11 protein-coding genes and 5 tRNA genes are annotated in these 13357 nt (G+C 56.6%); 14 read left to right on the top strand and 2 right to left on the bottom strand.

Going from position 1 to position 13357, the window contains the following annotated elements; all coding sequences use genetic code 11:
- The first annotated feature begins 32 nt into the window (after positions 1 to 32).
- From recA to AA74_RS0110790, 14 genes are all read left to right on the top strand, one after another.
- On the top strand, positions 33 to 1091 hold the full coding sequence (recA, locus tag AA74_RS0110855; RefSeq protein WP_008499546.1) for a recombinase RecA: 1059 nt from the start codon (positions 33 to 35) through the stop codon (positions 1089 to 1091).
- A 68-nt stretch (positions 1092 to 1159) separates the two neighbouring features.
- A complete protein-coding gene (recX, locus tag AA74_RS0110850; protein ID WP_025912373.1) occupies positions 1160 to 1660 on the top strand; it encodes a recombination regulator RecX in 501 nt (166 codons plus the stop codon).
- 131 nt (positions 1661 to 1791) lie between these two features.
- Complete coding sequence (alaS, locus tag AA74_RS0110845) at positions 1792 to 4419, top strand: alanine--tRNA ligase (protein ID WP_025912372.1); 2628 nt, start codon at positions 1792 to 1794, stop codon at positions 4417 to 4419.
- 241 nt (positions 4420 to 4660) lie between these two features.
- A complete protein-coding gene (csrA, locus tag AA74_RS0110840; protein ID WP_000906486.1) occupies positions 4661 to 4846 on the top strand; it encodes a carbon storage regulator CsrA in 186 nt (61 codons plus the stop codon).
- A gap of 342 nt (positions 4847 to 5188) precedes the next feature.
- A tRNA-Ser gene (locus tag AA74_RS0110835) sits at positions 5189 to 5281 on the top strand.
- Between the two features lie 4 nt (positions 5282 to 5285).
- A tRNA-Arg gene (locus AA74_RS0110830) sits at positions 5286 to 5362 on the top strand.
- Between the two features lie 64 nt (positions 5363 to 5426).
- Positions 5427 to 5503 (top strand) — tRNA-Arg (locus AA74_RS0110825).
- Between the two features lie 27 nt (positions 5504 to 5530).
- Positions 5531 to 5607: transfer RNA gene (locus AA74_RS0110820), tRNA-Arg, on the top strand.
- 29 nt (positions 5608 to 5636) lie between these two features.
- Positions 5637 to 5713 (top strand) — tRNA-Arg (locus AA74_RS0110815).
- A gap of 117 nt (positions 5714 to 5830) precedes the next feature.
- A complete protein-coding gene (yqaB, locus tag AA74_RS0110810) occupies positions 5831 to 6397 on the top strand; it encodes a fructose-1-phosphate/6-phosphogluconate phosphatase (RefSeq protein ID WP_008499542.1) in 567 nt (188 codons plus the stop codon).
- Positions 6394 to 6822, top strand: coding sequence for a YqaA family protein (locus AA74_RS0110805; protein ID WP_021241956.1), 429 nt, complete (start codon positions 6394 to 6396; stop codon positions 6820 to 6822). The genes yqaB and AA74_RS0110805 overlap by 4 nt, the downstream gene beginning before the upstream one ends.
- A gap of 83 nt (positions 6823 to 6905) precedes the next feature.
- The gene (gene gshA / locus AA74_RS0110800) at positions 6906 to 8450 is read left to right on the top strand and encodes a glutamate--cysteine ligase (RefSeq protein ID WP_008499540.1); all 1545 of its coding nucleotides are present in this window, start codon (positions 6906 to 6908) and stop codon (positions 8448 to 8450) included.
- Positions 8451 to 8603: 153 nt separating this feature from the next.
- Positions 8604 to 9119 (top strand): S-ribosylhomocysteine lyase, encoded by a 516-nt coding sequence (luxS, locus tag AA74_RS0110795; protein ID WP_008499539.1) that lies wholly within the window; start codon positions 8604 to 8606, stop codon positions 9117 to 9119.
- Positions 9120 to 9183: 64 nt separating this feature from the next.
- Positions 9184 to 9948 (top strand): helix-turn-helix domain-containing protein, encoded by a 765-nt coding sequence (locus AA74_RS0110790; protein ID WP_025912371.1) that lies wholly within the window; start codon positions 9184 to 9186, stop codon positions 9946 to 9948.
- On the opposite strand, the gene leuA is transcribed toward AA74_RS0110790, so the two are convergent.
- On the bottom strand, positions 9935 to 11590 hold the full coding sequence (gene leuA / locus AA74_RS0110785; protein ID WP_025912370.1) for a 2-isopropylmalate synthase: 1656 nt from the start codon (positions 11588 to 11590) through the stop codon (positions 9935 to 9937). The two genes, AA74_RS0110790 and leuA, sit on opposite strands and share 14 nt — an antisense overlap.
- A gap of 204 nt (positions 11591 to 11794) precedes the next feature.
- Positions 11795 to 13342 carry a multidrug efflux MFS transporter permease subunit EmrB gene (emrB, locus tag AA74_RS0110780; protein WP_008502580.1) on the bottom strand — a complete coding sequence of 516 codons (1548 nt, stop codon included), beginning with the start codon at positions 13340 to 13342 and terminating at the stop codon, positions 11795 to 11797.
- Positions 13343 to 13357 lie beyond the last annotated feature (15 nt).

The raw sequence follows: 13357 nt of genomic DNA, 5'->3' as shown, positions 1-13357 counted from the left end.
CAGTCGCTTCTCCCGGCATGACAGGAGTAATAATGGCTATCGACGAAAACAAACAGAAAGCGTTGGCGGCAGCACTGGGCCAGATCGAAAAGCAATTCGGTAAAGGCTCCATCATGCGCCTGGGTGAAGACCGTACCATGGATGTGGAAACGATCTCCACCGGTTCGCTTTCTCTGGATATCGCGCTGGGCGCGGGCGGCCTGCCAATGGGCCGTATCGTAGAGATCTACGGGCCAGAATCCTCCGGTAAAACTACCCTGACGCTGCAGGTGATTGCTGCGGCACAGCGCGAAGGTAAAACCTGTGCGTTCATCGATGCCGAGCACGCGCTGGATCCTGTTTATGCGCGTAAGCTGGGCGTGGACATCGACAACCTGCTGTGTTCTCAGCCGGACACCGGTGAGCAGGCGCTGGAAATTTGTGACGCGCTGGCGCGCTCCGGTGCGGTTGACGTTATCGTTGTTGACTCCGTTGCCGCACTGACGCCAAAAGCGGAAATCGAAGGTGAAATCGGCGACTCTCACATGGGCCTCGCGGCACGTATGATGAGCCAGGCGATGCGTAAGCTGGCCGGTAACCTGAAGCAGTCCAACACGCTGCTGATCTTCATCAACCAGATCCGTATGAAAATTGGTGTGATGTTCGGTAACCCGGAAACCACAACCGGTGGTAACGCCCTGAAATTCTACGCATCTGTCCGTCTGGATATCCGCCGTATCGGTGCGGTAAAAGAGGGTGAAAACGTCGTCGGTAGCGAAACCCGCGTGAAGGTTGTGAAGAACAAAATCGCTGCACCGTTCAAACAGGCTGAGTTCCAGATCCTCTACGGTGAAGGGATCAACTTCTACGGTGAACTGGTTGACCTGGGCGTGAAAGAGAAGCTGATTGAAAAAGCGGGCGCCTGGTACAGCTACAACGGTGACAAGATTGGTCAGGGTAAAGCGAATGCTATCTCCTGGCTGAAAGAGAACCCGGCTGCGGCGAAAGAGATTGAGAAGAAGGTGCGCGAGCTTCTGCTGAACAACCAGGACTCCAAACCTGATTTCGTAGTCGATGCTGCGGATGCTGAAGAAACCAACGAAGACTTTTAAGTCTCTCGTGTAAAGATGAAGGGCTGCTGATGCGGCCCTTTTTGCATTTCTGATTCTACAGGTTTTTTATGAGTGAACCGACATCACGCCGACCCGCCTACGCGCGCTTGCTGGATCGTGCGGTGCGCATTCTGGCCGTGCGTGACCACAGTGAGCAGGAGCTGCGGCGGAAGCTGTCGGCTCCGGTGATGAGTAAAAACGGGCCGGAAGAGATTGATGCCACGGCGGAAGACTACGACCGCGTGGTGGCCTGGTGTTATGAGCATCATTACCTGGACGATGACCGCTTTGCTTCCCGCTTTCTCGCCAGCCGCGGCCGCAAGGGGTACGGCCCTGCGCGCATCCGGCAGGAGCTGAACCAGAAAGGGGTGGCCCGGGAGTCCATCGAAAAAGCGATGCGCGAGTGCGACATTGCCTGGTGCGAGCTGGCAAAAGAGCAGGCCATTCGTAAGTACGGCGAACCGCTGCCGCGTGAATTTTCAGAAAAAGTCAAAATCCAGCGCTTTTTGCTCTACCGCGGCTTCCTGATGGAAGATATTCAGGATATCTGGCGTAATTTTGCCGATTGAACGCATGCGGGATTTTACTTCCCACTAAAGAAAACTTATCTTATTCCCACTTTTTCCAGTAGCTGGTCTGTCCAACGGTTTATCGAAACAGGCTGGCTACGACATTTCGTTAGCTTGATTTCAGGATAATTATGAGCAAGAGCACCGCTGAGATCCGTCAGGCGTTTCTCGATTTTTTCCATAGTAAGGGACACCAGGTTGTTGCCAGCAGCTCCCTGGTACCGAACAACGATCCGACTCTGCTGTTTACCAACGCCGGGATGAACCAGTTCAAGGATGTGTTCCTTGGTCTCGACAAGCGTAATTATTCCCGCGCCACAACCTCACAGCGTTGCGTGCGTGCGGGCGGTAAACACAACGACCTGGAAAACGTCGGTTACACCGCGCGTCACCACACCTTCTTCGAAATGCTGGGTAACTTCAGCTTCGGCGACTACTTCAAACACGATGCCATCCAGTATGCGTGGGAACTGCTGACCGGTGAAAACTGGTTCAACCTGCCGAAAGAGCGTCTGTGGGTTACCGTCTATGAAACCGATGACGAAGCCTACGAAATCTGGGAAAAAGAGGTCGGTATCCCGCGCGAGCGTATTATTCGCATCGGTGATAACAAAGGCGCGCCATACGCGTCTGACAACTTCTGGCAGATGGGTGATACCGGTCCTTGCGGTCCGTGCACCGAGATCTTCTACGATCACGGCGACCACATCTGGGGTGGCCCTCCAGGCAGCCCGGAAGAAGACGGCGATCGCTACATTGAGATCTGGAACATCGTCTTCATGCAGTTCAACCGTCAGGCCGACGGTACCATGGAGCCGCTGCCGAAGCCGTCCGTTGATACCGGTATGGGTCTGGAGCGTATTGCCGCGGTATTGCAGCACGTTAACTCCAACTATGAGATTGACCTGTTCAGCACTCTGATCAAAGCCGTTGCGGAAGTCACCGGCGCGACCGACCTGAACAACAAATCGCTGCGCGTTATCGCAGACCACATTCGTTCCTGCGCGTTCCTGATTGCCGACGGCGTTATCCCATCGAATGAAAACCGTGGCTACGTGCTGCGTCGTATCATTCGTCGTGCTATCCGTCACGGCAACATGCTGGGCGCGAAGGACACCTTCTTCTATAAACTCGTTGGGCCACTGATTGGCGTGATGGGGTCAGCGGGTGACGAGCTGAAACGCCAGCAGGCGCAGGTTGAGCAGGTTCTGAAAACCGAAGAAGAGCAGTTTGCCCGTACGCTGGAGCGCGGTCTGGCGCTGCTGGACGAAGAGCTGGCGAAACTCAAGGGCGACACCCTGGACGGCGAAACCGCTTTCCGCCTGTACGACACCTACGGCTTCCCGGTTGACCTGACGGCGGACGTTTGCCGCGAGCGTAACATCAAAGTTGACGAAGCGGGCTTCGAAGCCGCGATGGAAGAGCAGCGCCGTCGTGCGCGCGAGTCCAGCGGCTTCGGTGCAGACTACAACGCGATGATTCGCGTTGATAGCGCGTCTGAATTCAAAGGCTATGAGGCGCTGGAACTGACCGGCAAAGTGACCGCCCTGTTTGTTGACGGCAAAGCCGTGGACAGCATCAGCGCAGGTCAGGAAGCCGTAGTCATTCTGGACAAAACGCCGTTCTACGCCGAATCCGGCGGCCAGGTTGGCGATAAAGGCGAACTGAAGGGCAATGGTTTCAGCTTCAGCGTGACCGATACCCAGAAATACGGTCAGGCAATTGGCCACCAGGGCAAACTGGTTTCCGGTTCTCTGAAAGTGGGCGAGGGCGTCCAGGCTAACGTTGATGAAGCTCGCCGCGCGCGCATTCGTCTGAACCACTCGGCAACCCACCTGATGCACGCTGCCCTGCGCGACGTGCTCGGTACCCACGTTGCACAGAAAGGTTCTCTGGTTAACGACAAAGTGCTGCGCTTCGACTTCTCGCATTTTGAAGCGATGAAGCCGTCTGAAATCCGCGCGGTGGAAGATCTGGTGAACGCGCAGATCCGTCGTAACCTGCCAATCGAGACCCACATCATGGATCTCGAGGACGCGAAGAAAAAAGGTGCGATGGCGCTGTTTGGCGAGAAATACGACGAACGTGTTCGCGTGCTGAGCATGGGCGACTTCTCTACCGAACTGTGCGGCGGTACACACGCCTCGCGCACCGGTGACATCGGCCTGTTCCGCATCGTTTCCGAGTCGGGAACGGCGGCGGGCGTGCGTCGTATTGAAGCGGTGACCGGTGAAGGCGCGATTGCCAGCCTGCATGCGCAGAGCGATCAGCTGCACGACATCGCGCAGCTGCTGAAAGGCGATAGCCAGAACCTGGGCGAGAAAGTGCGCGTTGCGCTGGAACGCACGCGTCAGCTGGAAAAAGAGCTGCAGCAGTTGAAAGAGCAGGCTGCGGCGCAGGAGAGTGCAAACCTCTCCAGCAAGGCTGTAGACATTAAGGGCGTCAAACTGCTGGTCAGCGATCTGGCGGGCGTTGAGCCTAAGATGCTGCGTACTATGGTCGACGATCTCAAGAACCAGCTTGGTTCTACCGTTATCGTGCTGGCGACAGTGGCAGAAGGTAAGGTTTCTCTGATTGCGGGCGTCTCTAAGGATGTGACTGACCGCGTAAAAGCAGGGGAACTGATTGGTATGGTCGCTCAGCAGGTGGGCGGCAAGGGTGGCGGTCGTCCGGACATGGCGCAAGCCGGTGGTACGGATGCGGCGGCACTTCCTGCGGCATTAGCCAGCGTTGAAAGCTGGGTAAGCGCGAAACTGTAATAACTACAAAGCACAAGCAGACGCCATAGCGGTAACGTTATGGCGTCTTGTTCACTGTGCTATCGATAACGATAAAGTCAGGTTGAGTTTGTGTATATCGGCTAAACTTACGTTTAACAGAATGTGATGCCGTGACTGCTTACACTTTACGTGTTTGTCATCGCTTACTTTTTGGCGTTATATGATGGATAATGCCGGGATACAAGAGACCCGACTCTTTTAATCTTTCAAGGAGCAAAGAATGCTGATTCTGACTCGTCGAGTTGGTGAGACCCTCATGATTGGGGATGAGGTCACCGTGACAGTTTTAGGGGTAAAGGGTAACCAGGTACGTATTGGTGTTAACGCTCCTAAAGAAGTATCTGTCCACCGTGAAGAGATCTACCAGCGTATCCAGGCTGAAAAATCCCAGCAGTCCAGTTACTGATATTGTCGCGTCTCGCTGTCGGGCGAGACGCAACCCTCCCGCTATTTTTCCTGCTCAAAGTTACCGTTTAATTTCAATCGCTCTCTTTTTGACCACTCCGCTACCCTTATCTCGTCCCAACACTGTTCTTTCCGCATCAGTTTTCTGTGAAGATGCCTGCAAAATCCGCTTATAAAACACCCTCTTTGCGGCTTTTACATGCGAATTGCGTGTGATTTGTGCAAACGATAAAAGCTTTTGGAAAATTGTTTGACTTATAAGTCCCAGAAAGTAATATATGCGCCACGCAGCGACGAGAAGCTCTTAACGAGTTACTCGAAGCACTCGAAAGAGGCGTTGTGTGGTGAGGTGGCCGAGAGGCTGAAGGCGCTCCCCTGCTAAGGGAGTATGCGGTCAAAAGCTGCATCCGGGGTTCGAATCCCCGCCTCACCGCCATTTTGCATCCGTAGCTCAGCTGGATAGAGTACTCGGCTACGAACCGAGCGGTCGGAGGTTCGAATCCTCCCGGATGCACCATCTATTACTTCATATTGCTTTAGAAGTGATATGAATATCGAGCAGTACAGTAGTAAATCCCGATGCATCCGTAGCTCAGCTGGATAGAGTACTCGGCTACGAACCGAGCGGTCGGAGGTTCGAATCCTCCCGGATGCACCATTACTGTTTCTAAAAGCATTTCCCGATGCATCCGTAGCTCAGCTGGATAGAGTACTCGGCTACGAACCGAGCGGTCGGAGGTTCGAATCCTCCCGGATGCACCATTTACTATTTCTGAAAGCAGTACCCTGATGCATCCGTAGCTCAGCTGGATAGAGTACTCGGCTACGAACCGAGCGGTCGGAGGTTCGAATCCTCCCGGATGCACCATCTTCTTCTTCTTTGTTTATTCCTTCGACGTTCCGTCAGCAATCACTCTCTCTGTCAGCGACAAAAACCACCATTTACGATAAAGTAATGCTTTGTTAATCGGTTAGCGAGAGCACGATGTACGCACAGTATGACGGTTTGATCTTCGATATGGATGGTACCCTTCTGGATACCGAACCCACGCATCGTCAAGCCTGGACCGACGTCCTGGGCCGCTACGGTATGCGTTTCGACCTTCAGGCGATGATCGCCCTCAACGGCTCCCCCACCTGGCGTATTGCACAGGCCGTGATTGAACTGAATCAGGCCGATCTCGACCCGCACCTGCTCGCGCGCGAAAAAACCGATGCGGTAAAAGCCATGCTTTTAGATACGGTACGTCCGTTACCACTGATTGATGTGGTAAAAGAGTGGCACGGGCGTCGCCCGATGTCGGTGGGGACGGGCAGCGAAAGCGCGATTGCAGAAGCCTTGCTCAATCATCTTGGCCTGCGCCACTATTTTTCTGCCGTGGTCGCCGCCGATCATGTTAAACGTCACAAGCCCGCACCGGACACCTTCCTGCTTTGCGCAGAATTAATGGGCGTCCCGGCGGCAAAGTGCGTCGTGTTTGAAGATGCCGATTTCGGGATCCAGGCCGCGCGTGATGCCGGAATGGATGCGGTGGATGTACGCTTACTGTGAGTGACGCGCTGTCACTTGCCTCATTATTCGCCAGCAGTTTTCTCAGCGCCACGCTGTTACCGGGCAATTCGGAAGTGGTGCTGGTGGCGATGCTGTTGTCCGGCGTGAGTCAGCCCTGGCTGCTTGTAGTAATAGCAACAATGGGTAATAGCCTTGGAGGGCTGACTAACGTTATTCTTGGGCGTTTCTTTCCGCTGCGCGAAAAATCGCGCTGGCAGGAAAAGGCAGTCGGCTGGCTAAAACGCTATGGCGCTGCCACGCTGTTATTAAGCTGGATGCCTGTAATAGGCGATTTACTGTGTCTGCTGGCGGGATGGATGCGCATCTCCTGGGGACCGGTGCTCTTTTTTTTGTGCCTTGGCAAGGCGTTGCGCTATGTTCTCGTGGCGTGGGCAACACTACAGGGTATGACGTGGTGGCACTAATTGGTGGAATGAATACGCGACCTTCAATCGTCAACCATTACAATTATGCTGAGTAACATTACTTTGACAGGCGGGAGGTCAATTTGATCCCGGACGTATCTCAGGCGCTGGCCTGGCTGGAAAACCACCCTCAGGCATTGAAGGGTATTCAGCGTGGTCTCGAGCGTGAAACGCTGCGCGTTAACGCGGACGGCAGTTTAGCGACAACGGGTCACCCGAAGGCGTTAGGCTCGGCGCTGACACATAAATGGATCACAACCGATTTCGCTGAAGCGCTGCTGGAGTTCATCACCCCAGTAGAGGGTGATATTGATCATATGCTGACGATTATGCGCGATATCCATCGCTATACCGCTCGCAATCTCGGCGATGAGCGTATGTGGCCGCTCAGCATGCCGTGCTATATCGAGCAGGGCCAGGAGATTGAGCTGGCACAGTACGGCACGTCAAATATCGGCAGGCTGAAAACGCTCTACCGTGAGGGGCTGAAGAACCGCTACGGCGCGTTGATGCAGACCATCTCTGGCGTGCACTACAACTTCTCGCTGCCAATGGCGTTCTGGCAGGCGAAATGCGGTGAAACGGATAAAGACGCCATCTCAGCAGGCTACTTCCGCCTGATCCGCAACTATTACCGTTTCGGCTGGGTGATCCCGTATCTGTTTGGTGCCTCCCCGGCGATCTGTTCTTCGTTCCTGCAGGGGAAACCGACCACGCTGCCGTTCGAGAAGACCGACTGCGGAATGTACTATCTCCCGTACGCCACCTCTCTGCGTCTGAGCGATCTCGGCTATACCAATAAATCGCAAAGCAATCTCGGTATTACGTTTAACGAATTGCACGAATATGTGGCAGGATTGAAGCGGGCGATCAAAACCCCGTCGGAAGAGTACGAAAAAATCGGCCTCGAAAAAGACGGTAAGCGTCTGCAGATCAACAGCAATGTCCTGCAGATTGAAAACGAGCTGTATGCGCCAATTCGTCCTAAGCGCGTAACCCGCAGCGGCGAAACCCCGTCGGATGCGCTGCAGCGCGGCGGGATCGAATACATTGAAGTGCGCTCGCTGGATATCAACCCGTTCTCACCGATTGGCGTTGACGAGCAGCAGATTCGCTTCCTGGATCTGTTTATGGTCTGGTGCGTGCTGGCGGATGCGCCGGAAATGAGTTCAGACGAATTGCTCTGCACCCGTACAAACTGGAACCGCGTGATTCTGGAAGGGCGTAAACCGGGCCTGACGCTGGGTATCGGCTGCGAAACGGCACAGTTCCCGCTGACGAAAGTCGGCAAAGATCTGTTCCGTGACCTGAAGCGTGTTGCCCGGACGATGGACAGCATCGACGGCGGCGACGCGTATCAACAGATTTGCGACCAGCTGGTGGCGTGCTTTGATAACCCGGAACTGACGTTCTCAGCGCGCATTCTGCGTTCTATGATTGATCAGGGCATTGGTGGTACGGGGCGCTCACTCTCGGCGGAGTACCGTGAAATGCTGATCCAGGAGCCGTTAGAAATCCTGAGCGAATCAGATTTTGTCGCGGAACGCGAAGCGTCCGTTGTGCGTCAGAAAGAGGTTGAAGCGGCGGATACCGAGTCGTTTGAGGCGTTTCTGGCGAAGCAGGCTTAAGCAGAAAAGAAAAAGGCCACATCGCTGTGGCCAAAATATACATCTCTGAATTCAGGGATGATGATAACAAATGCGCGTCTTTCATATACTCAGACGCGCATTCTGTAGAAGAGTTCAGTTTATTTTAAAAAAAATCACTATCGGAGGTGACGTATGCCGTTATTAGATAGCTTTACTGTCGACCATACCCGTATGGAAGCACCTGCAGTCCGCGTGGCGAAGACCATGCACACCCCGCACGGCGACACGATCACCGTCTTCGATCTGCGTTTCTGCGTGCCAAACAAAGAAGTGATGCCGGAGAAAGGCATTCATACGCTGGAACACCTGTTCGCTGGCTTCATGCGTGACCACCTGAACGGCAACGGCGTTGAGATCATCGATATCTCTCCGATGGGCTGCCGTACCGGTTTCTACATGAGCCTGATTGGTCAGCCTGAAGAGAAACGTGTTGCAGATGCCTGGAAAGCGGCCATGGAAGACGTGCTGAAGGTGAAAGAGCAGAACCAGATCCCTGAGCTGAACGTTTACCAGTGCGGCACCTACCAGATGCACTCTCTGGAAGAAGCGCAGGAGATCGCGCGCCACATCATCGAACGCGACGTTCGCGTGAACAGCAACGAAGAGCTGGCCCTGCCGAAAGAAAAACTGCAGGAACTGCACATCTAGTATTGTGCCTGTGGATGCCCGGTGGCGCTTCGCTTACCGGGCCTACATTGTGTTGGTGCCTCCTTTGACCACAACCTTAACCTTCTCCTTTATCCACCGTCCTCTCGTTCCGTTTGCCCATGATTACGTTCATGGTGACAGCGAACCCTGGCACAAGCACGACTGCGCGCAGCTGCTGCACACCCTGAGCGGCGTGGTACGGGTGGATACCGCATCAGGCTGTTGGGTTGTGCCTCCCGGTCGCGGCGTCTGGCTGCCTGCGGGCACGCGGCATTCCCTTCGCATTACCGGCAACGTGGCGGCGCGAACGCTGTTTATCGATCCGCTGGCGCGGGCCGATCTTCCCGCCACCTGCCAGATCGTCCAGATCGCGCCGCTGCTGCGCGAGCTGATCCTCGTCTGCCTTGCTTTACCTGAATCGTACTCACCCGGAAGCCGGGATGAGCGCGTCTATGAGCTCATTCTCGATGAAATCCGCACTATGCCGGTGCTGCCGTTTCACCTGCCGGAGCCGGAAAGTGAGGCGCTACGTCGCCTGTGTCTGCAAATCCGGCAAAACACGGGGGAAAGCTGGAGCAGCGCGCAGGCTGCGAGCCTGATGAACATGAGCGAGCGCACCCTGAACCGCCATTTTCATCAGCAGACGGGTTTAAGCTACGGCGAGTGGTTGAGAAGGGCGCGTCTGCTGGAAGCCTTAGTGCGGCTGGCGCAGGGCCAGCCGGTATTACGCGTGGCGCTGGATCTGGGGTACGGCAGCCACAGCGCCTTTACGGCAATGTTCCGTCGGGTGATGGGCGTCTCCCCCAGCGATTACTTTAAGAACGACTGACGGCGTTAAAGAGCGCCTGAAGCGACGCGCGCGCCACGTCGCTATCAATGCCCACGCCCCAGCGGCTGCTGCCGTCCTGGAACAGGCAGCGGATGTAGGCCACCGAGCGGCTGTCGCTGCGTTCGCCTAACGTATGCTCGTGATAATCCTTAATCACGAACGGGGCGTTGACCCAGCGGCTCAGGCCGTGAGCGGCGGCGGAGAGCAGACCGTTGCCGTGACCTTCCAGCTGGCGCGTACCCCCCTGTGTGGCGACGCTGGCCGTCAAACGCAGCTGGCCGTCCTGCTGGCTGTCGCTGCGGTAGGATTGCAGCGCATACTGCGGCGTGGCCACCAGGCCGTAGCGGGTGCGAAACAGCTGCCACAGCGCGTTCTGCGTCATCTCTTTTCCGTGACGGTCGGTTTCCTGCTGCACGTGCTGGCTGAAATCCTGCTGCAGGGCGCGGGGCAGTTTCAGACCATGATTCTGTTCGATCAGCCACGCGCTGCCGCTTTTCCCTGACTGGCTGTTCACGCGGATCACCGCTTCGTAGGTGCAGCCGATGTCCTGCGGATCGACGGGCAGGTAAGGCATCTCCCAGCGATCGCCAGGCCTGCGGGCATCAAAGCCTTTTTTGATTGCGTCCTGGTGCGAGCCGGAGAAGGCGGTATAGGCCAGCCGTCCTGCCCACGGATGGCGCGGGTGCACCGGCAGCTGATTGCAGGTTTCCACCACTTCCACCACCCGGTTCATATCGCTAAAGTCCAGAGTCGGGCTGATACCCTGGCTGTAGAGGTTCATCGCCAGCGTCACCAGGCAGACGTTGCCCGTGCGCTCGCCGTTACCGAACAGACAGCCCTCCACGCGGTCAGCCCCCGCCATTACGGCCAGCTCCGCGCAGGCGACGCCGGTACCGCGGTCGTTATGCGGATGCACGCTGATGCAGACATCGCGGCGGCGGCTGAAGTGGCGACAGAAGTACTCGATCTGGTCGGCATAGACGTTCGGCGTGCTCACTTCGACGGTGGCGGGTAAGTTGATCACCATCGGGCGTTCGTCGCAAGGCTGCCAGATCTCCGCCACGGCTTCACAAATCTCCAGCGCAAATTCCGGCTCGGTAAAGCAGAAGGTTTCCGGAGAGTATTCGTACTGCCAGCGCGTTTCAGGGTTCTCTTCACAAAGCTGGCGGATAAGCCGCGTGGCGCGGGTGGCCAGCTCAACGATCTGCGCTTTCTCCATGCCGAATACCAGGCGGCGGAACAGCGGAGCGGTGGCGTTATACAGATGCACGGTAGCCTGCTTCGCGCCGCGCAGGGATTCAAAAGTGCGATGGATGAGATCTTCCCGTGCCTGAGTGAGCACCTGAATCGTCACGTCATCCGGGATGCGGTTCTCTTCAATCAGCTGGCGAACGAAATTGAAATCCGTCTGCGAGGCGGAAGGAAAGGCAACTTCAATCTCTTTAAACCCGCAGCTTAACAGCAGGTCCCAGAACTGCAGCTTGCGCGTGCTGTCCATCGGTTCGGCCAGAGCCTGGTTTCCGTCGCGCAGGTCGGTCGAGAGCCAGCGCGGCGCGCGGGTGATGCGTTGTTCCGGCCAGCGACGGTCGGGCAGGGAAAGGGTGGGAAAGGGTTGGTACTTGTCGGCGGGTGTGTTCAGCATGATGCGCTCCTGTTGTCTTTTCACTATCGTGAATCGATTTCAGGCGCGCTGCTTTATCGGCACTGACAATGGCTGTCGCGTTCTGGACACAGTGCGGTTTTTTGCCGGATGGCGGCTACGCCTTATCCGGCCTACGTTCGTAGGCCCGGTAAGCGTAGCGCCACCGGGCAACCGTCGCACAGAACGAGCAACCCGCGCACAAGACTAGTGCGCGCCGCCACCGCCGCCACCGGCACCAAACGGCGGTCTGGCAAACCACACCAGCCCCAGCAGGACGATAAAGATCCCTGCCGATATCCAGAAAATCTCGTTGGCCGAGATAATCAGCCCCTGGTTGGTGATCTGCTGGGCAATCCAGCCGGACGCCTGCTGCTCCGTCATCCCCATTCCCTGCAGCTGGCTGTACATCTGCTGTGCGTTAGGGTTGAACGGGTTCACCGCTTCGGTCAGCTGCGCGTGGTGCATTGATTCGCGGTTCGTCCACAGGGTGGTGGTGATCGACGTCCCGATAGAGCCCGCCAGCGTACGGGTGAAGTTCGACAGGCTCGACGCGGCCGCCAGACGCTCGGGCGGCAGGCCAGAGAGCGTGATGGTGGTCAGCGGCATAAAGAAGCACGCCACCGCAAAGCCCTGAATGAACTGCGGCCACGCCGAGGCGCCAAAGTCCATTCCCGGCTCAAAGGTATACGCACGCCAGTAGAAGCACACCGCGTACATGATGAAGCTGAACGTCACCAGCCGACGCATGTCGAGCTTATGGGCGAAGCGGCCAATAATCGGCGACAGCAGGACCGGGATCACCCCGACAGGTGCCGACGCCAGACCCGCCCAGGTGGCGGTATAGCCATACACCTCCTGCAACAGCTGCGGCAGCAGAACAATCGCGCCGAAGTAGAGCATATAGGCGAGGCTGATACACAGGCAGCCGATGGTGAAGTTTCGCGACTTAAAGAGCGAGAGATCGACGATCGGGTTGTCGTCCGTCAGCTCCCAGACGATCAGGAAGCTGATCGACACCACCGCGACAATGGTCAGGATGATGATCTCCTGCGAGTTGAACCAGTCGAGCTCTTTACCGCGGTCGAGCATGATCTGCAGACTGCCGATACCCAGGATCAGCAGCGCTAGCCCGATGCTGTCGATACGGCGCTGTTCGGTGCGCGTCTCTCGTCCCCGCAGCGACTGCAGCGTCATCAATACCACGACGGCGCCAATCGGTACGTTGATGAAGAAGATCCAGCCCCAGTGGTAGTTATCGCTGATATACCCGCCCAGAATCGGTCCGCAGATAGGCGCGACGATAACGGTCATCGACCAGAGTGCCAGCGCGACGGAACGTTTTGCGGGAGGGTAGTTACTCAGCAGCAAACTCTGGGAGAGCGGGATCAGCGGCCCCGCGACAATCCCCTGAATGACGCGGAAGAAAATCAGCATCGTCAGGCTGCTGGACATGCCGCACGCCCACGAGGCCAGAACAAACGCCACTGTGGACCAGAGGAACAGCTTCACCTCACCGACGCGCTTTGCCAGCCAGCCGGTGATCGGAATGGAGATGGCGTTTGCCACCCCAAACGAGGTAATGACCCAGGTCCCCTGGCTCAGCGACGAGCCAAGGTTACCGGCGATGGTCGGGATCGCCACGTTTGCGATGGTGGAGTCCAGCACCTGCATGAATGTCGCCAGCGACAGCGCGATGGTCATAATGACCAGCTGCGCGCCTTCCAGCGGTTTTTGCGGCTTTTGCTGTTGCATAACGCTCACCTTCGG

Source organism: Enterobacter sp. 5-4 (assembly GCF_000612205.1).
In the GTDB taxonomy this organism is placed as follows: domain Bacteria; phylum Pseudomonadota; class Gammaproteobacteria; order Enterobacterales; family Enterobacteriaceae; genus Enterobacter; species Enterobacter roggenkampii.
The sequence above is the reverse complement of the archived record's forward strand: the minus strand, read 5'-3'. Positions and strand labels throughout refer to the sequence as shown.

Bases quoted from the DNA above. Each gene is read 5' to 3' on its own strand.
- csrA (WP_000906486.1), top strand. From the start codon at position 4,661: ATGCTGATTCTGACTCGTCGAGTTGGTGAGACCCTCATGATTGGGGAT.
- yqaB (WP_008499542.1), top strand. From the start codon at position 5,831: ATGTACGCACAGTATGACGGTTTGATCTTCGATATGGATGGTACCCTT.
- luxS (WP_008499539.1), top strand. From the start codon at position 8,604: ATGCCGTTATTAGATAGCTTTACTGTCGACCATACCCGTATGGAAGCA.
- alaS (WP_025912372.1), top strand. From the start codon at position 1,792: ATGAGCAAGAGCACCGCTGAGATCCGTCAGGCGTTTCTCGATTTTTTC.
- leuA (WP_025912370.1), bottom strand. From the start codon at position 11,590: ATGCTGAACACACCCGCCGACAAGTACCAACCCTTTCCCACCCTTTCC.
- recX (WP_025912373.1), top strand. From the start codon at position 1,160: ATGAGTGAACCGACATCACGCCGACCCGCCTACGCGCGCTTGCTGGAT.
- emrB (WP_008502580.1), bottom strand. From the start codon at position 13,342: ATGCAACAGCAAAAGCCGCAAAAACCGCTGGAAGGCGCGCAGCTGGTC.
- recA (WP_008499546.1), top strand. From the start codon at position 33: ATGGCTATCGACGAAAACAAACAGAAAGCGTTGGCGGCAGCACTGGGC.